This window comes from Provencibacterium massiliense (assembly GCF_900169495.1).
GTDB classification, from domain to species: domain Bacteria; phylum Bacillota; class Clostridia; order Oscillospirales; family Ruminococcaceae; genus Harryflintia; species Harryflintia acetispora.
Map to the genome: position 1 here is coordinate 76,923 of NZ_FWCH01000011.1, position 23,852 is coordinate 100,774.

Annotated in this window: 21 protein-coding genes; 17 read left to right on the forward strand and 4 right to left on the reverse strand. The window is 61.9% G+C overall.

The window, feature by feature from the left end; genetic code table 11:
• Nucleotides 1–59: 59 nt before the first annotated feature.
• Together B5477_RS04070 and B5477_RS04075 are read right to left on the reverse strand one after the other, a co-directional pair.
• A complete protein-coding gene (locus tag B5477_RS04070) occupies nt 60–1,916 on the reverse strand; it encodes a glycoside hydrolase family 13 protein (protein WP_079698537.1) in 1,857 nt (618 codons plus the stop codon).
• A 21-nt stretch (nt 1,917–1,937) separates the two neighbouring features.
• Complete coding sequence (locus B5477_RS04075; RefSeq protein ID WP_079698539.1) at nt 1,938–4,346, reverse strand: glycogen/starch/alpha-glucan phosphorylase; 2,409 nt, start codon at nt 4,344–4,346, stop codon at nt 1,938–1,940.
• A gap of 339 nt (nt 4,347–4,685) precedes the next feature.
• Here B5477_RS04075 and B5477_RS04080 point away from each other — a divergent pair, with 339 nt between their 5' ends.
• The 13 genes from B5477_RS04080 to B5477_RS04140 all read left to right on the forward strand — a co-directional run bounded on the left by B5477_RS04080 (nt 4,686) and on the right by B5477_RS04140 (nt 18,357).
• The gene (locus tag B5477_RS04080) at nt 4,686–5,060 is read left to right on the forward strand and encodes a cell division protein ZapA (RefSeq protein ID WP_159448920.1); all 375 of its coding nucleotides are present in this window, start codon (nt 4,686–4,688) and stop codon (nt 5,058–5,060) included.
• Between the two features lie 88 nt (nt 5,061–5,148).
• Complete coding sequence (locus B5477_RS04085; RefSeq protein WP_079698541.1) at nt 5,149–7,221, forward strand: U32 family peptidase; 2,073 nt, start codon at nt 5,149–5,151, stop codon at nt 7,219–7,221.
• Nucleotides 7,222–7,261: 40 nt separating this feature from the next.
• Nucleotides 7,262–7,726, forward strand: a complete 465-nt coding sequence (dut, locus tag B5477_RS04090; RefSeq protein WP_079698542.1) for a dUTP diphosphatase — start codon at nt 7,262–7,264, stop codon at nt 7,724–7,726.
• Nucleotides 7,723–8,313, forward strand: a complete 591-nt coding sequence (locus tag B5477_RS04095; RefSeq protein WP_079698543.1) for a Maf family protein — start codon at nt 7,723–7,725, stop codon at nt 8,311–8,313. The genes dut and B5477_RS04095 overlap by 4 nt, the downstream gene beginning before the upstream one ends.
• 77 nt (nt 8,314–8,390) lie before the next feature.
• Nucleotides 8,391–9,422 (forward strand): rod shape-determining protein, encoded by a 1,032-nt coding sequence (locus B5477_RS04100; protein ID WP_079698544.1) that lies wholly within the window; start codon nt 8,391–8,393, stop codon nt 9,420–9,422.
• A 44-nt stretch (nt 9,423–9,466) separates the two neighbouring features.
• Nucleotides 9,467–10,444, forward strand: coding sequence for a rod shape-determining protein MreC (gene mreC, locus B5477_RS04105; protein WP_079698545.1), 978 nt, complete (start codon nt 9,467–9,469; stop codon nt 10,442–10,444).
• Nucleotides 10,441–10,965 carry a rod shape-determining protein MreD gene (gene mreD / locus B5477_RS15005; RefSeq protein WP_079698546.1) on the forward strand — a complete coding sequence of 175 codons (525 nt, stop codon included), beginning with the start codon at nt 10,441–10,443 and terminating at the stop codon, nt 10,963–10,965. Before mreC ends, mreD begins: the two co-directional genes overlap by 4 nt.
• 24 nt (nt 10,966–10,989) lie before the next feature.
• Entirely contained in the window at nt 10,990–13,014 is a 2,025-nt protein-coding gene (locus tag B5477_RS04115; RefSeq protein WP_079698547.1) for a penicillin-binding transpeptidase domain-containing protein, read from the forward strand.
• A 183-nt stretch (nt 13,015–13,197) separates the two neighbouring features.
• Nucleotides 13,198–13,935 (forward strand): P-loop NTPase, encoded by a 738-nt coding sequence (locus tag B5477_RS04120; RefSeq protein ID WP_079698548.1) that lies wholly within the window; start codon nt 13,198–13,200, stop codon nt 13,933–13,935.
• 52 nt (nt 13,936–13,987) lie between these two features.
• Nucleotides 13,988–14,389 (forward strand): methylglyoxal synthase, encoded by a 402-nt coding sequence (gene mgsA, locus B5477_RS04125; RefSeq protein WP_079698549.1) that lies wholly within the window; start codon nt 13,988–13,990, stop codon nt 14,387–14,389.
• 122 nt (nt 14,390–14,511) lie between these two features.
• Nucleotides 14,512–15,837, forward strand: a complete 1,326-nt coding sequence (hisS, locus tag B5477_RS04130; RefSeq protein ID WP_079698550.1) for a histidine--tRNA ligase — start codon at nt 14,512–14,514, stop codon at nt 15,835–15,837.
• Nucleotides 15,838–15,855: 18 nt separating this feature from the next.
• Nucleotides 15,856–17,643 (forward strand): aspartate--tRNA ligase, encoded by a 1,788-nt coding sequence (gene aspS / locus B5477_RS04135; protein WP_079698551.1) that lies wholly within the window; start codon nt 15,856–15,858, stop codon nt 17,641–17,643.
• A 255-nt stretch (nt 17,644–17,898) separates the two neighbouring features.
• On the forward strand, nt 17,899–18,357 hold the full coding sequence (locus B5477_RS04140; RefSeq protein ID WP_079698552.1) for a NusG domain II-containing protein: 459 nt from the start codon (nt 17,899–17,901) through the stop codon (nt 18,355–18,357).
• 48 nt (nt 18,358–18,405) lie between these two features.
• Here B5477_RS04140 and B5477_RS04145 read toward each other — a convergent pair whose 3' ends face one another.
• The gene (locus B5477_RS04145) at nt 18,406–19,704 is read right to left on the reverse strand and encodes a cation:proton antiporter (protein ID WP_079698553.1); all 1,299 of its coding nucleotides are present in this window, start codon (nt 19,702–19,704) and stop codon (nt 18,406–18,408) included.
• Nucleotides 19,705–19,902: 198 nt separating this feature from the next.
• Nucleotides 19,903–20,547, reverse strand: coding sequence for a recombinase family protein (locus tag B5477_RS04150; RefSeq protein WP_079698554.1), 645 nt, complete (start codon nt 20,545–20,547; stop codon nt 19,903–19,905).
• A 558-nt stretch (nt 20,548–21,105) separates the two neighbouring features.
• On the opposite strand from B5477_RS04150, the gene B5477_RS04155 reads away from it, so the two are divergent.
• From B5477_RS04155 to B5477_RS04170, 4 genes are all read left to right on the forward strand, one after another.
• Entirely contained in the window at nt 21,106–21,657 is a 552-nt protein-coding gene (locus B5477_RS04155) for a sigma-70 family RNA polymerase sigma factor (protein WP_079698555.1), read from the forward strand.
• A gap of 3 nt (nt 21,658–21,660) precedes the next feature.
• Complete coding sequence (locus B5477_RS04160; RefSeq protein WP_079698556.1) at nt 21,661–22,533, forward strand: hypothetical protein; 873 nt, start codon at nt 21,661–21,663, stop codon at nt 22,531–22,533.
• A 124-nt stretch (nt 22,534–22,657) separates the two neighbouring features.
• Nucleotides 22,658–22,828, forward strand: a complete 171-nt coding sequence (locus tag B5477_RS04165; RefSeq protein ID WP_079698557.1) for a DUF1540 domain-containing protein — start codon at nt 22,658–22,660, stop codon at nt 22,826–22,828.
• 110 nt (nt 22,829–22,938) lie between these two features.
• A complete protein-coding gene (locus tag B5477_RS04170; RefSeq protein WP_079698558.1) occupies nt 22,939–23,616 on the forward strand; it encodes a manganese catalase family protein in 678 nt (225 codons plus the stop codon).
• The last annotated feature ends 236 nt before the right edge of the window (nt 23,617–23,852 follow it).

The window sequence follows — 23,852 nt, forward strand, 5'->3', positions numbered from 1 at the left end:
GCGCACTTAGCCCTTGAGAAACCCAAACAAAAAAGGAAGGAGATTCTCCTTCCTTTTTCTTATTCAACAATAACCACCGCCGAGAGCGGCCCCAGCACTCCATTTTCGTAGCTGCCGGTGATGACGGTCTGCTCCCCCTGCTCGGTGACGAGCGAAACGTCCTGCGGCGCGTCCGAGCGGTTGACAGCCACGGTCAGCGCGCGGGACTGGGCGTCCCGCGTGAAGACGAACACCTCCCCGGTGCAGGAGACCGGCAGGAAGTTGGCCTCCGCCAAAAAGGCGTTCTCCCGGTAGAGGCTCCCCAAAAGCCGGAAGCGCTCGCGCAGCGCCTCATCCCCGCTGTTCCAGGGGTAGGTGGTGCGGTTGAAGGGGTCGCGCCAGCCGCAAACCCCCATCTCGTCCCCGTAGTACAGGCAGGGGTTCCCGGGCAGGAAATACAGGATGGTATAGGCGATCAGCAGCAGCGAGCAGCCGCGCCGGTACATTTCGGGCGGGAGCAGGTAATGCTGCGCCTGCCAGGAGCGGTCCCCGCCCTTGTATTCCTCCCCGGCGAGCTGGGTGATCGCGCGCGGGGTGTCGTGGGTGGAGAGGGAACTGAAAAGCATCTGGACCGCCGGGGCCGGGTAGTTTTCCAGGATGGTAAGGATTCCGTGGTAGAGGGTGTTGCTGTCCCCGTAGCGCACATAGCGCAGGATGGCGTTCATAAAGGGGTAGTTCATCACCGAGTCGAGCTGAGAGCCCAACAGGTAATGCCGGCGCTGGGAATAGCTGATCTTGTTCGAGGCGTCCTCCCAGACCTCCCCGATCAAAATCCCCTCGGGGTTGGCGGCCTTGACCGCCTGGCGCAGCCGGTCCAGGATCACGTCGGGCAGCTCGTCGGCCACGTCCAGCCGGAAGCCCTGCGCGCCCAGGGACATCCAGTAGCGGATGACCCCGTGTTCCCCGCAGATGAATTCGAGGTAGTCCTCGTTCTCCTCGATGATCTCGGGCAGGGTCTCGAACCCCCACCAGGAGTGGTACTTCTGCGGATATTCGGTGAACTTATACCAGTCGCGGTAGGGGCTTTTCGGGTCGCGGTAGGCTCCGCCCTCGCCGTAGCGCCCGGCCTTGTTGAAGTAGACGCTGTCCGAACCGGTGTGGCTGAAGACCCCGTCGAGCACGATCCCGATCCCGCGTGCCCTGGCCTGCCGGCAGAGCAGCTGGAAGTCCTCGTTGGTGCCCAGCAGCGGGTCCACCTTGAAGTAGTCGGCCACGTTATAGCGGTGGTTGGAGTGCGCCTCGAAGATGGGGTTTAAATAGATCAGCGAAACGCCCAAATCCTGCAGGTAATCGAGCTGCTCGGCGATCCCGCGCAAATCACCCCCGAAGTAGTCCGAGTTGGTGATCTCCCCGTTTTGATTGGGCAGGTATTCGGGCATGTCGTTCCAATTTTGATGGAGGGTGCGGTCCTTCGGCACATTGTCCTTGGGTACGCCGGAGTTATAGAAGCGGTCGGGGAAAATCTGATAGATGATCCCGCGGGAGTAGAGCTGCGGCGCGTGGAAGTCCCGGTCATAGACGGTCAGCTGCCAGAGCGCGCCGTTCTCATCGAAATCCCCATAATGCGAATCGACTCGCCTGATCTGCCGGCGCTCGCCGCCGACCGTCACCTCGAAGCAATAGAAATAGAGCTGTCCCACCGGCTCGGGCAGGATGGTGCAGCCGTAGCGGTTATAGCCAACGTGCGCGCGGTTGATGGTCATCTCATAGCGGGCGGGGGCGTCGAACTCATCCGCCTTATAGAGCAGCAGCTCGCAGCGCGTGGGCAGGATGGAGTCGCTCAGCGAGATCGAGAAGGTGATCTGCACCCCGGTGCGCACCGCCCCGAAGGGGGACTTGTGGAGCGCATCGAAGCTGTCATAGGGGAAGGTGTACATAAAAAGGTCTCCTTTTGGCCCTTAGCGCGCGCTGGGCTCGTCGAGCTTCCAGATATTCCGGGCATATTCCCGGATCGAGCGGTCGGCGCAGAAAATCCCGGAGCAGGCGGTGTTTTGCAGCGACATCTGCTGCCAGCGGCGGGTATCGGTATAGAGGGAGGCGGTTTTTTTGCTGGCCTCGAGGTAGCTGTCGAAGTCCGCGAAGACCATATAGGGGTCCTTGAAGACGAGGGAGTTGTAGATGTCCATGAACTGCTCGCCGTTAATCCCGTTTTTGAGCATATCCACCGCCGCGCGCAGCGTGGCGTTCTTCCCGTAGATTTCGTGCGCCGAATAGCCCTTCTGGCGCAGGGCCGAGACCTCGGCGGTGGTCATGCCGAAGATGACGATGTTGTCCGCCCCGACCTCGTCGTAGATCTCGACGTTGGCCCCGTCCATCGTGCCCAGGGTGATGGCGCCGCTGAGCATGAACTTCATGTTGCTCGTGCCGCTGGCTTCGGTGCCGGCCAGAGAAATCTGCTCGCTGACCTCGGAGGCGGGCATCAGGATTTCGGAGAGGGTGACGCGGTAGTCCTCGAGGTAGACGATCCGCAGCTTGTCGCGCACGCTCTCGTCGCGCTCGATCATGTCCCGCATGGTGCAGATCAGCTTGATGATCTGCTTGGCGAGGAAGTATCCCGGCGCCGCCTTGGCCCCGAAGATGAAGGTGCGGGGGGTGAAGTCGGCGTTCGGGTTCGCTTTCAGGTACTGGTAGAGCGAGAGGATGCGCAGGGCATTGAGATGCTGGCGCTTATACTCGTGCATGCGCTTGACCTGCACGTCGAAGATGGAATCAACATTGAGCGCCGCGCCCCCGTGGCGCACCAGGTAGTCCGAGAGGGACTGCTTGTTCTGCCGCTTGATGGCGGCCAGGCGCTCGAGCACCGAGGAGTCGTCCCGGTATTTTTGCAGCCCCCGCAGGGAGTCCATGTCGTTGAGGTAGTTTTCTCCCAGCAGCTCGGCGCACAGGGAACTCAGCCCCGGGTTGGACTGGTGCAGCCAGCGCCGGGAAGCGATCCCGTTGGTGACGTTGCCGAACTTCTGCGGGGTGAGGGTGTAAAAGTCGTGGAAGACCTCGTCCTTGAGGATTTCGCTGTGCAGCTTGGAGACCCCGTTGACGCTGTGGCAGACCGCCACGGCGAGGTTGGCCATGCGGATGTCCCGGTCGGTGAGGATGGCCATGCGCGCGACCTGCTCGCTTTGCAGGTGGTGCGCGTCGTACAGCTCGGCGCAGAGCCGTGCGTTCATCTCGCAGATGATCTGGTAGATGCGCGGCAGCAGGGACCTAAAGAGGTCGATGTTCCAGACCTCCAGCGCCTCGGGCATGACGGTGTGGTTGGTGTAGGCGAAGGTGGCGCTCACGATATGGTAGGCGTGCTCCCAGCTGTAGCCGCACTCGTCGAGCAGGATGCGCATGAGCTCGGGGATCGCCAGGGTGGGATGGGTGTCGTTGAGGTGGATGGCGTTCTTCTCGGGGAGGTTGTCGAGCGTGCCGTAGGTTTCGATGTGCCGGCGCACGATGTCCGCGATCGAGGCGGCGGTGAGGAAATACTGCTGGCGCAGGCGCAGCGCCTTGCCCTCGCGGTGGTTGTCGTTGGGGTAGAGCACCTTGCTGATCGCCTCGCCCATCATCCCCTCGCCCAGCACCGAGGAATACTCGCCCTTGTTGAACAGCTCCATGTTGAAACCGGTGCTCTTCGCCTTCCACAGCCGCAGGCGGCTGACCGCCTTGGTGTTGTAGCCGGAGATGCAGATGTCGTAGGGGACGGCCATCACCGAGCTGTAGCCCTTGTATTCGACATTGTGGTAGTTGTGGTCCCAGCTCTCGCTGACCTGCCCGCCGAAGCGCACCTCGACCGCGTGCTCGGGCATGGGGGTGAGCCATACCTCGCCGCCCGGCAGCCAGTAGTCGGGCAGCTCGTTCTGCCAGCCGTCGATGATCTGCTGCTTGAAAATCCCGTACTCATAGAGGATCGAGTACCCCATCGCGGGGTACCCGTCGGTGGCCAGGGCGTCCATATAGCAGGCGGCCAGCCGCCCAAGCCCGCCGTTGCCCAGCCCCGCGTCCGGCTCGTATTCATAGAGGTTGTCGAGCTTGACGTCGAGCTCCCCCAGCGCCTGCTGGAAGCTTTCGACCATGCACAGGTTGGAAAGGCTGTTTTTGAGCGAGCGCCCGAGCAGGAATTCCATGCACAGGTAATAGACCTGCTTTTTCCCCTGCGAGCGGCTCTGGGACATGAAGTGGCGGCGTTTCTCCTCCAGGATTTCCTTGACCACCGGCACGGTGGCCTTATAAAACTGGGCGTCCGACGCCTTGTCGGGCGTGGTGCCCAGCGTTTCCTGAAGCTCTTTTATGATCATCGTTTTGATCTGCTGCACGGTGTAGGCCATTGAATTGGCACCTCCATTTATTCTGCGGGATAGCGGTCCCCTTATGATGTCGTCAGCATCTGGTCTCGAAAACTTTTTATAGCAGACACCTATACTATTCTATCATATTACAGAAACGAGTTTTCTGCAAGTGCCACAGGGGAAAAGAGCGCCCCACAGCGGCGTATTTTTATGACTATGCTGTAAACAATCTGATAATTTGGGAAATGGTCTTTTGCAGGGGCGAAAAATAGTTTATAATGGGGGTAGACTGATCCGCCCCTTAAAAAAGAATGCCACGGCGTTCGGGGCGTTATGCAGAAATTTGCCAGTGAAAAAGCGGGAGGACAAGCCGTCATCATGGAGATTATCAATCGTGTGCGCGTGGAGATCGGCACGGGAAGATACACCATTTCGACCAACGAGCCGGAGGAATATGTGCTCGAGCTCGCGCGCGGGATCAACGAAAAGCTCGAGGAGGTAATGGGCGCCAACGGCACCCTGTCCCAGAGCGATGCCCTGATCCTCTGCCTGCTGGATTATGCCGACGGGAAGAAGAAGAGCGAGCAGGGCGCCGACCACATCCGCGACCAGCTGACCGGATACCTTGAGGACAACGCCAAGCAGCGCATCGAGCTCGACGAGCTGCGCGCCGAGGTGAAGCGGCTGTCGCGGGAAAACGAGCTGCTCAAGAAGAGCGGCGCGCCGGCCGGAGGGGCTGCCCAGAAGAAATGAGCCGCCGGGCTCTCAAGGGCGAGAGCGGGCCCCGCCTGTGGGCGGGACCCGTTTTTGGAGTTTAGCTGCCGGGAGGAGGACTTCTGAAATGGAGATATTGGCGCCGGCGGGAAGCGAGGAAAGCGTGCTCGCCGCGGTGCGCTGCGGGGCGAACGCCGTCTATCTGGGGCTGCAGGGCCTCAACGCCCGGCGGGGGGCCAGGAATTTCGATGAAGAGACGCTTTGTCGCACCGCCTCCTTCTGCCATGAGCGGGGGGTCAAAATCCATCTGACCCTCAACACCCTGGTGTTCGACCGGGAGATGGAGGAGGCCAGGTCGGTCATCCGTACCGCGTGCGCCTGCGCGCTCGACGGGGTGATCGTGCAGGACCTGGCCGTGCTGCGGCTTCTGCGCGAATGTGCGCCCGCGCTGCCGGTGCACGCCTCGACCCAGATGAGCGTGCACAACCTGGAAGGGGTGCTGCAGCTCGCAGAGATGGGCTTTTCCCGCGCGGTGCTCGCCAGGGAGCTTTCCCGATCCGAGATCGAACACATCTGCAGGCACTCCCCGATCGAGATCGAGCTCTTCGTGCATGGGGCGCTGTGCATGTCTCTGAGCGGCCAATGCACCCTCAGCGCCATGGCGGGCGGGCGCAGCGGAAACCGCGGGATGTGCGCCCAGCCCTGCCGCCAGAGGATCACCTGCGCCGCGAGCGCGAAGCCGGACAATGGCTACGCCCTCTCACTGCGGGACATGTCCCTGCTCACGCCCGAATATATGGGGCAGCTGCGGCGCGCCGGGGTGGCCTCGCTCAAGATCGAGGGGCGGATGAAGCGCCCCGAATATGTGGCGGCGGCGGTGACGGCCGCCAGAGAAGCCCTGGAGGGCAGAAACCCCGACTGGCAGGCGCTGCAGAGCGCCTTCTCCCGCGGGGGGTTCACCGACGGGTATTATACCGGCCATCTGGAGCGCTCCATGTTCGGGGTGCGCCGCCAGGAGGATGTGCGGGCCACCAAGGAGGCGCTGCCCGCGCTGCAGCGCCTCGGGCAGCGGGAATACCCCGGCGTTCCGGTTTCGATGGAGCTCTGCCTGCGCGAAGGGGAGCCCTCCTCCCTCACCGTCCGGGACAGGGAAGGGCACACCGCCGTGGCGCTTGGAGATACCCCGGCGCCGGCGCAAAACCGTCCCACCACCCGGGAGGACGCCTGCAAGGCACTGGGGAAGCTGGGGGGAACGTATTATACAATTGGTGATATTTCGACAGAAATTGACGATAAGTTGATGGTTCCGCTCTCGTCGCTGAACGCGTTGCGGCGCAGCGCTTTGCAGGAGCTGAGCGAGCAGCGGCGGCAGCTCGCGCCCATCCCGTTTCAGGACTGGACCCCGCCGCTGCCCCGGCACCGGGCAAAGGATAAGCCCGCGCTGCGGGTCTGCGCACTTTCGGCCGGGCAGGTCACGCCCGGACTGCTAAAGCTCTGTGAGCTGTGCGCCCTGCCGCCGCGCGCGCTGCGCACGCTGCTGGAAAGCCCGCTGGGGCAGGAGAACCTCCACAAGCTGGCGGTGCGGCAGCCGATCGTCAGCTTTGACGACGGCGAGCTGCGCCGGGAGCTCAGCGCGCTGCGGGAGCTGGGGGTGGAACGGCTGCTGGTCTCGGGGCTGGCGGGGGTCCGGCTTGGCAAGGCGCTCGGCTTTACACTGATCGGGGACGCCTCGCTCAACATCACAAATTCCCGGGCGTTGGAGGAGTACCGTGAACTCGGGGTGGGGGAGAGCACCCTCTCCTTCGAGCTGATGGCCCCGCGTATCGCCGGCCTTGGCGGGGAGGCGGCACGGGGGATCGTCGCCTACGGGCGGCTACCGTTGATGACCATGCGCGCCTGCCCGCTGCGGGAGACCCTCGGCTGCCGGCGCTGCCGCGAGGGGACCGGCGCCCTGCGCGACCGGCAGGGACATGCCTTCCCGGTCTGCTGCGCGATGGGCGCCGCCCAGCTTTTTAACAGCGAGACCCTCTATCTGGCCGACCGGATGGGAGAAATACAGAACATCGACTTTTACTGGCTCTCCTTCACCTTTGAAAGCGGCGCCGAGGCGCTGCAAATCGCGCGGGAATACGCGGGAGAGGCCCCGGCCGATATGCGGGGCGGCGTCACCCGCGGGCTCTATTTCCGCAAGGTGCTCTAGAGCCTGCCTAAACATCAATCGGAAGGGGCAAGATGATAGTATGGAAAAACTGATGATAAAGCGGTTGAGCGAGACCGCCGTGCTGCCGGCGCGCGCCACCGGGGGGAGCGCGGGATACGACCTGTGCGCGGACATCCGGTCCCCTGTGACCATCCTGCCGGGGGAGACGCAGCGCCTGGGCAGCGGGATCGCCATCGCGCTGCCCGATCCGGGCTACGTTGCGCTCATCTTCGGGCGCAGCGGGCTGGGAAATAAGCATGGGCTCACCCCCGCCAACGCGGTGGGCGTGATCGACAGCGACTACCGCGGCGAGCTCATCATCGGCCTGCGCAACCACGGGGAGGTGCCCTACACCGTGCAGCCGGGCGAGCGGATCGCCCAGCTGGTGGTCCTGCCCGTCCATACGCCCGAGCTGTGCGAGGTGGAGTCCCTCGACGAGACCGAGCGGGGGGCGGGCGGCTTCGGCAGCACCGGCAGGGGGACGCTCGGGGGAGAAAAGCAGTGAGGCGGATCTTGGCTTCCCAATCCCCGCGCCGCCAGGAGCTGCTGCGCCTGATCTACAGCCGGTTCGAGGTCGTCCCCGCCGATGCCGACGAGACCCTGCCGGGGGATATGTCCCCCCGCGAGGCGGTGGAATATCTGGCGGCGCTCAAGGCGGGAGCAGTGGCCGGTACGCACCCGCACGATCTTGTCATCGGGGCGGACACGGTGGTGGCCATTGATAACAAAATTCTCGGCAAGCCCCGGGACCGGGCGCAGGCGGCGGATATGCTCCGCTCTTTGAGCGGGCGCACCCATGAGGTTTACACCGGGGTGGCCGTCCGCTCCCCGAAGGGGGACGCCGGCTTCAGTGTCTGTACCGAGGTCGAGTTCTACCCGCTGGATGCGCATACGATAAGCTGGTACCTCGAGACCGGGGAATACGCCGACAAGGCGGGGGCCTACGGGATCCAGGGATACGGCTCGCTGCTCGTGGGGGCGGTGCGGGGCGACTACTTTAATGTGGTCGGCCTGCCAGTGGCAAGGCTTTGGCGGGAGCTGCGGCGGCTGGGACTTTGGGAGGCGGGCGCCGCGGGATTAAGTGATTCGTGAAAAATTGTTGTGAAAAATTCCACGAGCGGTTATAATAGGTAGGTAAATAGGCTACGGCGAGAGGAGCTAGTTTCGATATGTTTTCGTTTAATAAGGATATCGGGGTCGACCTCGGCACGGCGAACACGCTGATCTTCATGAAGGGGAAGGGCATCATCATGCGCGAGCCCTCGGTGGTCGCGGTGGACACCCGCACCGACACGGTGCGCTACGTCGGGCAGGAGGCCAAGGAGGTCATCGGCCGCACCCCGGGGTCGATCGTGGTGGTGCGCCCGCTCAAGGACGGGGTGATCGCCGACTTCGACATCACCGCGAGCATGCTGCAGATTTTTATCAAGAAGGCCTTTAACAATTCCGCCTTCGCCCGCCCGCGGGTGGTCATCTGCATCCCCTCGGGCGTCACCGCGGTCGAGCGCCGCGCCGTCAAGGAGGCGACCTTAAAGGCGGGAGCCAAGCAGGTGTCGATCATCGAGGAGCCGATGGCGGCCGCCATCGGCGCCGGACTGCCGGTCGCCGAGGCGAGCGGCAGCATGGTCGTGGACATCGGGGGCGGCACCAGCGAGGTGGCGGTCATCAGCCTCGGGGGGATCGTCGCGGCCCGCAGCGTGCGGGTTGGAGGCGACGAGTTCGATTCCTCGATCATCGATTTCGTCAAGAAGAAATATAACCTGCTCATCGGCGAGCGCACCAGCGAGGACATCAAAATCCAGATTGGCTCGGCCTACGCCCTCGAGGACGAGGAGGACGCCACCATGGAGATCAAAGGGCGCAACCTGATGGACGGGCTGCCGAAAAACATCATGCTCTCCGCCTCCGAGGTGCGAGAGGCGCTGACCGACCCGCTCTCCTCGGTGCTCGATGCGATCAAGACCACCCTCGAGCGCACCCCGCCCGAGCTGTCGGCGGACATCATCGACCACGGGATTTACCTCACCGGCGGCGGCGCGCTGCTGCGCGGGCTGGACCGGCTGATCAGTAAGGAGACCGGCATGCCGGTCTACATCGCCGAAAACCCGCTGGACTGCGTCGCGCTGGGCTCGGGCAAGGTGCTGGACAACTTCGACAAGCTGGGGGACGTGATCTCCTCGGACGACGACAAGAAGTACTAAAGCCAAAACAATGGCGATAGTTCCCCGAAAGGCAAGGGTTCAAGTTGGGCGATTTTTTCAGGAGTGTAAAATTTAAAATCCTGGTGGCAATCCTCTGCGTGTTGGTGGTTTTGATGTTCGTGGGCGCCTATCTCGGCGGACGGGCCTCCCCCACCTCGCAGTTCCTCGGGCTGATCACCACTCCGATCCAAAAGCTGTCCTCGACCATCTCGGGGGCGGCTACTGGTTTTTTCGAGAAATATGTGGATGCCCAGAGCCTCTATGAGGAGAACCAGCAGCTCAAGGAGGAAATCCGCCGGCTGCGCGAGCAGGTGGTGGACATCGAGCGCTACAAGCAGGAGAACGACCACTATAAGCAATACCTCGACCTAAAGGAGCAGAATCCCACCCTGACCTTCGAGCCGGCCGAGGTCATCGGCCGGGACCCGAACGAGCGCTTTTACGCCTTCTCGATTGATAAGGGGTCGCTCGACGGGGTATCGCCCAACGACCCGGTGATCACCCCCGACGGGCTGGTGGGCCGGGTCAGCGAGGTGGGGCTCAGCTACGCCAAGGTGACCACCATCCTCGACGTGGCCAACGACATCGGCGCGACCGATTCGCGCACGCGGGATATCGGGGTGGTGTCGGGGGATGTGGCGCTCAGCGCCGAGGGGCTTTGCAAGATGAGCTACCTCGAGCGGGAGAGCGCCGCGGCGCCGGGGGACCTGGTGCTCACCTCGGGGCTGGGCGGGGTCTACCCCAAGGGCCTGGTCATCGGCACCATGAAGGAAGTGCGCACCGAGGCCGCCGGGATGACCCTTTATGCGGTCATCACTCCCGCCGCGCAGGTGCAGAACATCAAGGATGTGTTTATCATCACCTCCTTCTCCGGCCAGGGCGGCGGCCCGAAGCCCGCGCAGGGAGCGCAGCGCAGCGGCGTGCCCGCCACCCTCGGCGGGGATGCGTCGTCATCCGCCCCGTCCGCCTCGTCCGAAGGGACCCCGTCCCGGGAGGACGCTTCCTCGGAGGGGCAGCCGTGACCAACAACCGACGCAAGATATTGACCATCAAATACTGCACCCTGACGGTGCTGTTCCTGCTGATCTATGTGCTGCAGAGCACGCCGGGGCTCTTTTCCGTGCTCGGGGTCAAGCCGGTGCTGCTGATTCCGGCGGCGATCACCCTGGCGATGTATGAGGGGGAGTTTTCCGGCGGACTTTACGGGCTGCTCGCGGGGATGCTCTGCGATTTGGGGGGCTTTGCCTTCTATGGGCTCTACTCGGTGCTGCTGCTGATCCTGGCGGCCGCCGCCGGGCTGCTGACCATCTATCTCATGCGGCGCACCCTCTTAAACGCCCTGCTGATGGTGCTCTGCACGAGCACCCTTTGTGGGCTGCTCGACTTCTATTTCCAGTATGGGCTGTGGGCTTATGCGGGAATCGGCTCCCTGTTCCTTTCGCATACGCTGCCCACCATCGTCTATACCACGGTGACCGCCCCGCTATTTTTCTGGATCTTCGGGAAGCTCTGTAGCGGCTTCGATTCGAGGATCAACATCTGATTTTTCTAAGGGAAGGAAACTGCCATGAATCTGCCGAAAAAGGGTGTGCGCACCCTGCTGCTGTGCGGGGTCGTAGCGGCGGTCTTCACCGCGTATGTGCTGCGGCTTATGCAGATGCAGATCGTGGAGGGCGAGCAATATAAGGCGCTGGTCCAGCAGGGCTCGACCAGCGAGCAGGTCGTCGCGGCGGCGCGCGGCGAGATTCTGGACCGCTATGGCAACCCGCTGGCGGTCAACGCCACCGGCTATAACATTGTGCTGGACCGGGCGTTTTTGCCGGTGAACGAGCAGAACAAGATCATATTAAAGCTGACAAACCTCCTCGCCGCTTCGGGCGAGGGATGGATCGACAACCTGCCGGTCACCAGATCGCAGCCCTTCCAGTATGTCGAGGGGATGGACGACGCCATCGCCCGGCTCAAGTCGGACATCGGCGTGCAGCCGGACACCTCGGTGGAAAACGTGATGTACTGGCTCTGCGAGCGCTATAAGATTTCCTCCGGCTTTTCGCCCGAGGAGCAGCGCACCATCGCCGGGATCCGCTATGAGATGGAGCGCCGGGGCTTTAACTATTCGGTGCAGTACACCTTTGCCGAGAATATTTCGATGGGCACCGTCTCCAAGGTCAAGGAGCGCGGGTACGACCTGCCCGGCGTGGACGTGGTGGAGAGCACGGTGCGCGAGTACGTCAGCGGGGATTTGGCCCCGCACGAGATTGGATTCATCGGCCCGATCTATGCCGAGGAATACCAGGAGCTCAAGGAGAAGGGCTACGCCCCCAACGATACGGTGGGCAAGGCCGGGATCGAACGCGCCTTCGAGGACGAGCTGCGCGGCAGGGACGGCAAGCGCAAGATCACCTTAAACCAGAGCGGGGACGTGATCGACGTGATCCAGGAGGAGCCCCCGGTGCCGGGCAACACGGTGATCCTGACCATCGATTCGGGACTCCAGCAGGTGGCGCTGCGCTCGCTCGAGCGGGAAATCCTCAATTTGCAGCAGACCGCAAAGGCGGGGGAGGGCAAGGAGGCCGATTCGGGCGCGGTGGTGGTCATCGAGTGCAAAACGGGCGACGTGCTGGCGGCCGCCAGCTACCCGAGCTACGACATGGACACCTACCGGACCAACTACGCCTCCCTCCTAAATGACCCGCGCCGCCCGCTGCTCAATCGCGCCATCCAGGGCACCTACGCGGCCGGGTCGATCTATAAGCCCTCGGTGGCGGTGGCGGGGCTTTCCGAGGGGCTGATCACCCCTGTCTCCACCATCACCTGCGGGCATGTCTACACCTTCTATCAAGGCTACCAGCCGACCTGTCTCGGGACCCACGGGGCGATCAACGTCGTCGATGCGCTGCGCTACAGCTGCAACATCTTCTTCTACGACCTCGGCCGGCAGCTGGGGATCGAGAACATCAACCGCTACAGCACCCAGTTCGGGCTGGCCCAGCCCACCGGGATCGAGATCCCCGAGAGCGTGGGCGAGCTCTCCTCGCCTGAAACCAAGGCGAAGCACGAGCCGCAGAACCCCTGGACCGGGGGCGACGTGATCCAGTCGGCCATTGGGCAGCTCTATAACAACTTCACCCCCTTGCAGCTGGCCAACTATGCGGCGACTTTAGGCAACCGCGGAAAGCGCATGGACGTCAATATCGTCAAATCCATCGAGAGCTATACCTTCGACGAGACCGTCTTTACGAGCCAGCCGCGAGTGGCACAGCAGGTGGACGCGCCGCCCGAGGCCTTCGAGACGGTGATCCAGGGGATGGTCAAGGCCTCGCGGGTGGGCACGGCGCAGCGGTATTTCGCCAACTATCCGATCGACGTGGCCTCCAAGACCGGCACCCCGCAGACCAAGGATTACCCCAACGCCACCTTCATCGCTTTCGCCCCCGCCGAGGACCCGCAGATCGCGGTGGCGGTGGTCATCGAGAAGGGGTGGAGCGGGCATCTGGGCTGCCCGCAGGTGGCCAAGGATATCTTCGACGAGTATTTCTTTTCCCAGAACCGCCAGAGCGCCCTACCCGATTACGGGGTGCTGCTGCCCTGATGGAGGGCGGTGCCGGGCGGGAGAATTTTTCTTTAGCCCAAGGACTGTTTATCGTTGAATTTTACAAGAGATGAAGCAAAAAGCTGCTATTATTCCACAAAGTTACACGAAACTATTGTGAAATGCTGTCCTCGTGTGATAGAATGGATTTAAGCGGATTGCTGCAGGAATGGGGAGCATGCGATGTCGCATATCAAGCTGGTGACCTCCGGAAAGGGCGGGGCGGGCAAGAGTACGGTGAGCGTTTACACCGCCGCCGCGCTGGCTTCGCCGCAATACGGCAAGCGGGTCCTGCTGCTCGAGATGGACGCGGGGCTGCGGGGGCTGGATATCATGCTCGGTGCGAGCGACCGCACCGTCTTCGATATGGGCGACGTGCTGGAGAGCCGCTGCGAGCCGATCAAGGCGATCGTCGCGTGCGGGTACCTGCGCTCGCTGCATTTCATGCCGGCCCCGACCGACCGCGGCTTCTGCCCGAAGGCGGACGACCTGCGCCGGCTGTGCAAGGGGCTCAGCGAGTATTACGACTATCTCATCATCGACACCCCCGCGGGGCTGGGCGTCGGCTTCGACGTTTCGCTGTCGGTGGCGGATTCCGCTTTCCTGGTCGCCACGCCCGACCCGATCTCGATGCGGGATGCGGCCTCGGTCGCGGGGCTGCTCTTTGAGGGCGGGATCGACGACACCAAGCTTATCATCAACCGGATTCCCCAGCGCCCCGCCCAGATGCCGGTGGAAAACCTCGACGCGGTCATCGATGCGGTGGGCGTGCAGCTCATCGGCGCGCTGCCCGAGGAGCGGGAGGTCGCGCGGTGCGCGGCGCTCGGGCGCCCGTTGCCGTCCGAGAGCCCGGCGGCAAAAGAATTCCTAAACATTGCAGGACGGATGCAGGGGCTTTATATCCCTCTCGATATACGTTAGAGCATTGCGACGCAGCAGACGAACATCCTGATTGAGGAGGACTGAAAAAAGAATGAACATAGCTTTGATTGCGCATGACTCCAAAAAAGAATTGATGGTGCAATTTTGTATAGCCTACTGCGGGATCCTCAGCCGGCACAATCTGTGCGCCACCGGCACCACCGGCAGGCTGATCAGCGAGGCCACCGGGCTGCAGATTTTTAAATTCCTTTCGGGCTCCCAGGGGGGGGACCAGCAGATCGCCGCGCGGATCGCCTGCGACGAGATCGATCTGCTGCTCTTTTTCAGGGCCGCCAACTACAAGCCCCATGAGCCGGACGACGCGAACCTTTTGCGGCTGTGCGACACGCGCAACGTTCCGGTCGCCACCAACCTGGCCACCGCCGAGGCGCTGATCCACGCCCTCGAGCGGGGCGACCTCGATTGGCGGGACATCGTCAATCCCAAGCGCTAGGCGAAATACGGAAAATTGGTATCCAGACGTGGGAACTTCCTTCTCACGTCTGGATTTGTGCGTGTTGATGTGATATACTCTTGTGGTATGAAAAAGAATCCTTAATTTGGAGGAAGCGAGCAATGGCAGTTATCACCAACGCCCCCAGGGGCACGCAGGATGTGCTTCCCGCGCAGAGCGCGCGCTGGCAGTATATCGAAAATACCCTGCTGCGCACGGCCGAGCTCTTCGGCTTTCGGGAGATCCGCACCCCGGTGTTCGAGCACACCGAGCTGTTCTCCCGCTCGGTGGGGGATACCACCGACGTGGTGCAAAAGGAGATGTATACCTTTCTTGATAAGGGCAAGCGCAGCGTCACCCTGCGTCCCGAGGGGACGGCGGGCGTGGTGCGCGCGGTGCTGCAAAACGGGCTGCTCGGCGGCGCGCTGCCGCTGCGCACCTGCTATGTGATCCCGTGCTTCCGGTACGAGAAGCCCCAGGCCGGCCGGCTGCGGGAGTTCCACCAGTTCGGGGTCGAAATGCTCGGCCCGAAGTCCCCGGCGGCCGACGCCCAGGTGATTGCCCTGGCCAATGAAATCTTTGAAACACTGGGAATCGGGGAGATCGAGCTGCACATCAACTCGATCGGCTGCCCCACCTGCCGCGCCAGGTACCAGCAGGCGCTGCGGGAGTATTTCACCGCGCATCTCGGTACCCTCTGTGAGACCTGCCAGGGGAGGCTCGAGAAGAATCCCATGCGCATCCTGGACTGCAAGAGCCCCGAGTGCCACGCCGTTGTCGAGGGCGCGCCGCTGGTGCTCGACTACATCTGCGAAGATTGCCGGGAGCACTTTGAGGGACTCAAAAAGCGGCTGGACCTGCTGGGAATCTCCTATTCAGTCGACCCGAAGATCGTGCGGGGGCTCGATTACTACACCCGCACCGTGTTCGAATTCGTCTCCCAAAAGATCGGCGCCCAGGGCACCGTCTGCGGGGGCGGGCGGTATGACGGGCTGGTGGAGGAGCTGGGCGGCAGCGCCACCCCGGCGCTGGGCTTCGCGATGGGTCTCGAGCGTCTGCTGCTGCAGATGGACGCCTGCGGCTGCCAGTTCCCCGAGGAAAACACCTGCGACATCTACCTCGCCGGGATGGGCGAGGCGGGCTCGCTGCGTGCGCAGCAGCTGTGCTACGAGCTGCAGCAGGAGGGCTTTTATGCCGAGTGCGACTGCATGGAGCGCAGCGTCAAGGCGCAGATGAAGTATGCGGACAAGCTCGGCGCCAAGTACGCCGCCGTGCTGGGGGAGAGCGAACTGCAAAGCGGGGAATGCACCGTCAAGGACATGCGCGGCGGCAAGAGCGTGCAGGTGAGCCTCACCGACTTCGCCGGTCAGATCTACCGGCTGCTGCTCGAGGGCGCCTATACCGAGGTGATCGAGGCTGGGGAGCAGCTGCAAAAAGGGCAGGAGTAAAGAAAGGGAGCAAGAACCATGGCTGAAACAATGAAGGGCCTCAAAAGGACCCATTACTGCGGGACATTGACGCTTTCACAAAAGGACCATGAGGTGGTGGTCGCCGGCTTTGTGCAGAAGACGCGGGAGCTTGGCAATCTCACCTTTATCGACCTGCGGGACCGCACCGGGATCGTGCAGCTCGCCTTCGACGACAGCACCGCGCGCGACGTCTTCGAGAAGGCTTCCTCCTGCCGCGCCGAGTATGTGCTGGCCGCGCGGGGCGTGGTGCGGGAGCGGGAGAGCAAGAATAAGGACATCCCGACCGGCGAGATCGAGGTGCTGGTGCAGGAGCTGCGGGTGCTGAGCCGCGCGCAGACCCCGCCCTTCGAGATCACCGACAAGACCGACGTCAAGGACGAGCTGCGCCTGCGCTACCGCTACCTCGACCTGCGCCGCCCGTCGATCCAGCACAACATGCTGCTGCGCCACAACATCATGAAGGCGACGCGGGACTACTTCTATGACAACGGCTTCCTCGAAATTGAGACGCCGATGCTGATGAAATCCACCCCCGAGGGGGCCAGGGACTACCTGGTGCCTTCACGGGTCCATCCGGGCAGCTTCTACGCGCTGCCCCAGTCCCCGCAGATCTATAAGCAGCTGCTGATGGTCTCGGGGTATGACCGGTATATCCAGCTTGCGCGCTGCTTCCGGGACGAGGACCTGCGCGCCGACCGTCAGCCCGAGTTCACCCAGATCGACCTGGAGATGTCCTTCGTGGACCAGGACGACATCCTGGACATGCTGGAGGGGTATGTGCACCACCTCTTCCGGGAGGTTATGGGAGTCGAGCTGCCCCTGCCCCTGCCGCGCCTGACCTACAAGGAGGCGATGGAGCGCTACGGCTCGGACAAGCCGGACACCCGCTTCGGGATGGAGATCATCGACTTGAGCGAGACGGTGCGCGGCTGCGGCTTCGGGGTGTTCACCGGGGCGCTCGAGGCGGGCGGCAGCGTGCGCGCGATCGTGGGCAAGAACGCCGCCGCCACCCTCACCCGCAAGGCCATCGACAAGCTGACCGAGCAGGCGAAGGGGATCGGCGCCAAGGGCCTGGCTTACATCCGCTGGGTGGAGGACGCGCCCAGCTGCTCCTTCCAGAAGTTCATGAGCGGGGAGGAGCTCTCCGCCCTCATCGCGCGTCTCGGGATGGAGCGGGGCGACGTGGCCCTGATCGTGGCGGATAAAAACAAGGTGACATTGCCGGTGCTCGGGCAGCTGCGCCTGACGGTGGGCAAACAGCTCGACCTGATCCCGCAGGAGCAGTACAACTTCCTCTGGATCACCGAGTTCCCCTTCTTCGAGTGGGACGAGGAGCAGGGGACGTGGGTGGCCATGCACCATCCGTTCACCATGCCGCTCGAGGAGTGCCTGCCCTATCTCGACACCGATCCGGGCGCGGTGCGGGCCAAGGCGTATGACCTGGTGCTCAACGGGACCGAGATTTCCAGCGGGTCGATGCGCATCACCGACTATGAGCTGCAGCAGAAGATGTTTGGGGCGCTGGGGCTTAGCGCCGAGGAAATCGAGGCGAAATTCGGCTTCCTGGTCGAGGCCTACAAATACGGCGCGCCCCCCCACGGCGGCGCGGCGCTGGGGCTGGACCGGCTGGCGATGGTGATGTGCGGCGCGCAGAGCCTGCGCGACGTGGTCGCTTTCCCCAAGGTGCAGAACGCCAGCGAGCTGATGAGCATGTGCCCCTCGCCGGTGGACGAGAAGGCGCTCGAGGAGCTGGGGATCGGGCTGAGGGCAACGGATAAACAATAGCTTTCAATACTTTGGGAAGGGCGCAGCGTCGACCCCCACCCTGAAGAAGGCAGGCGCCGCCCTTTGGGTGGGCGCTCTTGCCAGGGGAAGCGCACATAAAAGATCTAAGGGCGGCAGATTCTATCTGCCGCCCTTAAACGGTCAAGTTATTTCCTCCAAGCGGTTGCATTCGCTGGCAGGTTCTGTTAATATACATATATGGTAGGTTGTTTGTGAATTGAGCGCAACAATTTGTGGATTTAGAGGTTGACCGAAATGACGATGGCCGGCATTGGCGACGGGGTGCGCAATCTGCAAGTGAATAAAAAGGTGCTTGCCATCTCGGGAGCGGTGCTGGCCCTGTTCGTGTTGATCGTGGCGGTGCTCTCGGTTCTGTCCGGCGGAGGGAAGCCCGGTGAGCGGCTGGTCGCGCGCGTGCGGGTGGACGGAAGCGAGGTGCTGGCCATTGACCTGTTTGAGGATGGGATCATCACCCAGAACTCACAGAGCGTGGTGCAGATCAGCAAGAAGCGCGGGGATTTGTACATCGACATGAACCCGATGGAGGTGCCGGTGGTCCTGCGGATCAAGAAGGACTACCGCGTGCGGGTCGACAAGGCGGGCTGCAAGGATCAAGCCTGCGTCAAGCAGGGGTACATCGGCAAGCTGGATCAATCGCTCGAGTGCGCGGACAGCAAGCTGAAAATCAGCATTGAAAAAAAGATCGTCATATGACACAGGATAAAAAGGGCCGCCGCAAATTTGCGGCGGCCCTTTTGCGGCTTATTTCCTGCCGGAGGGGACGGGTTTCTCCTCGCGCAGGTGCTCGTTTTGCTCGAGGATCGCCTGGGAGGCCAGGTCGAAGGTCTCGACCTCCTCGTACTGCTCGACCAGCTCGCTGTGCATAAGCTCGCTGTAGTCCGCCTGCTTGCCGTGGTAGACCATGCGCAGCAGCACCGGGGTGACGATGGTGGTGGCCACCACCATGATGATCACCGGGCCAAAGAACGTCTCGTTCATCAGTCCGTTGGAGATCCCCTTGGTGGCGACGATCAGCGCGACCTCGCCGCGGGAGATCATGCCCACGCCGATCTGCATGGCCTCGCTGCCCGAGTAGCGGCAGAGCTTTGCCCCCAGTCCGCAGCCGACCACCTTGGTGAGCACCGCGACCACCAGCAGCAGCACCGAGAAGAGGACGATCGAGGCGCTCATGGGCGGCAGGACTACTTTTAGTCCGATGCTCGCGAAGAAGACCGGCGAGAGCAGCATATAGGACGAGGTTTCAAACCGCGAGGCGATGTAGGTGGTCTTGCTGGTGTTGGAGATCACCAGCCCCGCGATGAAGGCGCCGGTGATGTCCGCCACCCCGAACACCGCCTCGGCGATGAAGGAGTAGAGCAGGCAGAAGGTGAACGCCACGATCACGAAGCGGCGTTTATCCGTTTCGGAGCGGGCCATCCAGTGGGAAAGGCCCTTGTGCCCCAGCAGGCCGATCACGACACTGACCGCGAAGAAGGCCACGATCTTGAGCAGCACCAGCCCGATATTCACGCTCTTGTCGGCAAGGCTGGTGATGACGGTCAGAGCGATGATCCCCAGAATGTCGTCGATCAGCGCCGCGCCCAGGATGGCATTGCCCGAGCGGGTGGAGAGCTTGCCCATCTCCTTGAGGGTCTCGACCGAGATGCTCACCGAGGTGGCGGTGAGGATGACGCCGATAAAGACGTTTTGTAAGAAGGCGTCCGGCGAGGAGTTGAAGAGGCGGGCCACCAGGAATCCGCCGCCCAGCGGGAAGAGCACGCCCAGCAGCGCGATAATAAACGAAGCCTTGCCCGAGTGCTTGAGCTCCTGGATGTCGGTCTCGAGCCCGGCGGTGAACATCAGCACGATGACGCCGATCTCGGCGATCCGGTCCATGAAGGTCGTTTCGCTCAGAATCCCGAGCACGGCCGGCCCGAGGATCAGCCCGGCGAGCAGCGCCCCCACGACCTGCGGCATGTCAAAACGTTTTGTCAAAAGCCCGAACAGCTTGGTGCTGATCAGGATCAGTGCGACGTCCAGAAGATAGCGGTAAGATTCCATAGCAATGCTTCCTTTCCCAAAGACAACCCCCCGGTCCAATGCCGCGGGGCGGGCTGCATTCTTTTGCAGTACTCCCTACTTATTTAATAACCGCTCCCAAGTATACTACCGGCAATGATCAAAAACAAGAGTTGTTATCAAAATATAAACATTTTGATTGATGGAAAATAAATTTATTTTATCACGCCTTCATTTGCGCTAATGCTCCGGGACGGGGGGCTGCGCAAGCCTCGCTTCGTATTCGGCGGTGAGCTTGCGGCAGGTCTTGTAAAAGGTGTGGTATTTCAGTCCGCTGAGCTCCCGCGCCTCCTGGGGGGTGATCTCCTTGGCGCGCCAGAGCTCGTAGATTTCCGGGAAATCCTCCGGAATCACCGCCGGCGGGCGGCCGAAGCGCACCCCGCGCGCCTTGGCCGCGGCGATCCCCTCCGCCTGGCGCTGGCGGATGTTTTCGCGCTCGTTCTGGGCCACGAAGGAGAGCAGCTGCAGCACGATGTCGCTGATCAGGGTACCGATCAGGTCGTTGCTGCGCCGGGTGTCGAGCAGGGGCATGTCCAGGATCTTGATGTCCGCGCCCAGGCGCTTGGAGATGTACTTCCACTCGTTGAGGATCTCCTCGTAGTTGCGCCCGAGCCGGTCGATCGACTTGACCACCAGCAGGTCGCCCGACTTTAGGCGGCGGTGCACCAGGCGCTGGTAGGAGGGGCGGTTGAAATCCTTGCCGCTCATTTTGTCCATGTAGATGTTTTTTCGATCGACCCCGAACGCCTGCAGCTCGATGAGCTGGCGGTGTTCGTTCTGGTCCCGGGTCGAGACCCGGACGTAACCGTAGACTTTGTTTGCCATCATGATTTCCCTCTTTCTGTAGATTTTGCGCAGAAATTTCGACGGATTTCGAACGCGCATAGGAAAATTATACATGGTAAAGCACAATATAGTCACGTCAAAATGTTGATTATTTTCGCTCCGATCGGGAAAACGTTACCAAACTGTTCAAAAAACGGTAAAGCGGGCCTCACACTTGACGGATATAATGGGAACCAGAGAAACGAGAAAGGAGGTATCCGCCCATTTGCCCCGGCGAGGCAGACGAATCCGAATTTGGCGGTACGAACCGCAAATATACATAGGTCCGCGCGCTCCCAGCCGGCACAACCAGGAGTGGGGGGACCGCCTCACTGTCAGCCCGCCGGATGGCCGGAATACCGATCCGGCGGGCAGGACAGACCACCAATTACCGCCCATACCGCAGGTATGGGCGTTTTCGATGCTTGAGCGTCAGCGAAGCAATAAAAACAGCCATGGCCGTAGGGCGGATATAAAAATAAATGCGCGTGATAGATTTTACGCGCTTTCTGCGAATAAATAGGTGAAAGCGCTTTTGTCAAGAGTGAGGAGCAGAAGATGAAACAGGAAATCAATGGGGAGAATTTTCTCGGCGCGCTGCGAAGGCAGGACGAGCGCGCACTGGACTATCTGGTGGAGCACTACGCGGGGCTGATAAGAAGCGTGGTCTCGCGCAAGCTCTACGCCCTGCCCGCCTGGCAGGAGGACTGCCAGAACGATATCCTTTACGAGGTGTGGAAGAACGCCAAGCGCTTTGACGGGGAGCGCTGCAGCTTCGAGGGATGGGTGGCGGCCATCGCGCGGTGCCGCTGTGTGGATTACCTGCGGCGGTACCTCGATGGTAGGAGCAGCAGCCTGGACGGGCTTGAGCCGGAGCCGGCCGCGGACGACAGCACCCTGCGCGCCGAGGCGCGCGAGGAGCTGGAAAGCTTACTGGGCTGCCTCAATGAACGGGACCGGGAGCTCTTTTTATGTTACTACCTCGGCGGGGAGGACGTCGATAGCTTGTCGAAACGCTCGGGGCTGCGCCCGGCGGCCGTTTACAACCGGCTTTCGCGCGGCCGCCGCCGGCTGCGCCGGCTGTATGAATCCGGGAATCAGGAGGAATGAACGATGAAACGAAATCTCTATGACCTGTGCAACCTGATCGAAACCGACCTGTCGGGGTACGAGGGGGAGGCGCTCGGGGAGCTCGAAATACAAAAGAGGAAGGAGGCGCTCCGCCGCCGCGCCGGAGTTTCCGGGAAAAGGGGGCGCCGCCTCGGCACGGCGGCCGCCTGTGTGGCGGCGGTGTGCCTGCTCTCCCAGACCGCCTTTGCCCGGGAGCTGGCCGGACGGGTGCTGGCGATGGTGGGGCTGGGCAATTCGCGGGTGGTGCAGACGCGGGAGCCGGGTGAGGATGAGCCGCTGCCAGAGGAGATGAGGGGTCGGCTGTTTGACCAAAACGGGCGGGAGCTTATGACCTATGGCGAGGTGCTGCGGGCCGCCGGAATGCTCTACAACGGCGAAGGGGAAAGGATTGTCTCGTTCGACGGGGAACAGGCGCTGACAAAAGAGGAATATGAGGAGCAGGAGAGGATCGAGGAGGAGAACACCTTCACGGTCACCGACCCCCGGCTCTTAAGCGACTACACCACCTTTCCGGTGCTGCTGCCCGCCTCGCTGCCAGAGGATATCCGCTTTTCGCACGCGAAGTTTGTCCGAAGCCGGGACAGCGGCGAGCGGCTGCGCTGGACCAATCTCTACTTTGTAAACGGAAAGGGCGAGGAGGTCCTGCTGCTCCAGGAGCGGGAAGACTCCCCCGAAATGGCCTACGTGAGCGCCACCGACGGGACGGTGGAGGAGATCACGGTCGCAGGGCACAGCGCCGCACTGGTGAACGGGAACGAGATCGACTTCGAGCGCGACGGGACGCTGCTGAGCCTGATCGCCAAAGCGCCGCTCACCCGTGAGGAGCTGATCGCGGTCGCCGAGTCGATTCAGTAGAGGCAGAATAGCTTTTTAATAAAAAGAAGAATCTTCCAATTTAAAAATCCCTTTTTCCCCCTAGCTATAAAAGATGTTTACCGGGGCAAACTAAAGATAAATCCGAAAAAGGAGGGATTTTTGAATGGATACCTGCCATGCCAACCATTGCATCAAGTGCACCGTGCAGCAGTGCGCCAACCACTGCCAGAACGAGAATTACTGCGCGCTGGAGTGCATCACCGTCGGCACACACGAAATGAACCCGACCATGGATCAGTGCACCGACTGCAAGTCCTTTGAGCTGAAGAAGTAGTTTGATGTGGATAGTGAGCGGGCCGTTGTATTTCAACGGCCCGCTCACTTGTTATAATTTCCTTTTTTCTGCGCAACCTAATGGCAAAACTTTATGAAAAGAGGGATTTCATGTTCAAACACGAAAAGCAGCTTTTCCACGAGGTCAAGGTCGAGCGGCCCAACCCGCAGTACGCGGTGCTCATGCAGGAGCAGCTCGGCGGGGCAAACGGCGAGCTCAAGGCCGCCATGCAGTATATCTCCCAGAGCATGCGGATCAAGGACCCCGCCATCAAGGACCTGTTTTTGGACATCGGCGCCGAGGAGCTCAGCCACATGGAGATGGTCGCCACCACCATCAACCTGCTCAATGGCCATGACGTGGACAGTCAGAAGGTGTCCGCCGGCGAGATCGAGACCCATGTCCTCACCGGGCTGAATCCCGGGCTGATCAACGCCTCGGGCTATTCCTGGACCGCCGACTACGTCACCGTCACGGGGGACCTGTGCGCCGATCTGCTCTCGAACATCGCCTCCGAACAACGCGCCAAGGTGGTCTACGAGTACCTTTACCGCCAGATCGACGACAAGTGCGTCAAGGAGACCATCGACTTTCTGCTCAACCGCGAGGAGGCGCACAACGCCATGTTCCGCGAGGCGTTCAACCGCGTGCAGGACACCGGCTCCAACCAGAGCTTCGGCGTGACCGAGGACTCCAAGCTCTACTTCAACCTCTCCACCCCTTCGCCGGATAACCACTTTGGCGAAACCAAGGCCGACCCGCCCAAGTTCCAGAACCCCAACAAGTAAAAATTCCCAATCTTTACGCTTTGTTAACACCTTGCGCTGAAATTGCGCTATAATAAAAACAGCGAATCAAGGGAGTAGTTTCAAATCTCAGGTTCAACATACATGGGCCGACCGCCCTGGCCTGGGGTCCGCTTGAGGTAACGAGACTTTTCGCACGTCTTATGGACGGGCGGGAGGTCTCTTTTCTTTTCCCGCCGCCCACGGTATCCCGCATGGAGCGGGGCATACTAAGGACG

Coding starts and splice junctions, on each gene's coding strand:
- B5477_RS04070 (WP_079698537.1), bottom strand. CDS start 1,916: ATGTACACCTTCCCCTATGACAGCTTCGATGCGCTCCACAAGTCCCCC.
- B5477_RS04075 (WP_079698539.1), bottom strand. CDS start 4,346: ATGGCCTACACCGTGCAGCAGATCAAAACGATGATCATAAAAGAGCTT.
- B5477_RS04080 (WP_159448920.1), top strand. CDS start 4,686: ATGGAGATTATCAATCGTGTGCGCGTGGAGATCGGCACGGGAAGATAC.
- B5477_RS04085 (WP_079698541.1), top strand. CDS start 5,149: ATGGAGATATTGGCGCCGGCGGGAAGCGAGGAAAGCGTGCTCGCCGCG.
- dut (WP_079698542.1), top strand. CDS start 7,262: ATGGAAAAACTGATGATAAAGCGGTTGAGCGAGACCGCCGTGCTGCCG.
- B5477_RS04100 (WP_079698544.1), top strand. CDS start 8,391: ATGTTTTCGTTTAATAAGGATATCGGGGTCGACCTCGGCACGGCGAAC.
- B5477_RS04115 (WP_079698547.1), top strand. CDS start 10,990: ATGAATCTGCCGAAAAAGGGTGTGCGCACCCTGCTGCTGTGCGGGGTC.
- B5477_RS04120 (WP_079698548.1), top strand. CDS start 13,198: ATGTCGCATATCAAGCTGGTGACCTCCGGAAAGGGCGGGGCGGGCAAG.
- mgsA (WP_079698549.1), top strand. CDS start 13,988: ATGAACATAGCTTTGATTGCGCATGACTCCAAAAAAGAATTGATGGTG.
- hisS (WP_079698550.1), top strand. CDS start 14,512: ATGGCAGTTATCACCAACGCCCCCAGGGGCACGCAGGATGTGCTTCCC.
- aspS (WP_079698551.1), top strand. CDS start 15,856: ATGGCTGAAACAATGAAGGGCCTCAAAAGGACCCATTACTGCGGGACA.
- B5477_RS04140 (WP_079698552.1), top strand. CDS start 17,899: ATGACGATGGCCGGCATTGGCGACGGGGTGCGCAATCTGCAAGTGAAT.
- B5477_RS04145 (WP_079698553.1), bottom strand. CDS start 19,704: ATGGAATCTTACCGCTATCTTCTGGACGTCGCACTGATCCTGATCAGC.
- B5477_RS04150 (WP_079698554.1), bottom strand. CDS start 20,547: ATGGCAAACAAAGTCTACGGTTACGTCCGGGTCTCGACCCGGGACCAG.
- B5477_RS04155 (WP_079698555.1), top strand. CDS start 21,106: ATGAAACAGGAAATCAATGGGGAGAATTTTCTCGGCGCGCTGCGAAGG.
- B5477_RS04160 (WP_079698556.1), top strand. CDS start 21,661: ATGAAACGAAATCTCTATGACCTGTGCAACCTGATCGAAACCGACCTG.
- B5477_RS04165 (WP_079698557.1), top strand. CDS start 22,658: ATGGATACCTGCCATGCCAACCATTGCATCAAGTGCACCGTGCAGCAG.
- B5477_RS04170 (WP_079698558.1), top strand. CDS start 22,939: ATGTTCAAACACGAAAAGCAGCTTTTCCACGAGGTCAAGGTCGAGCGG.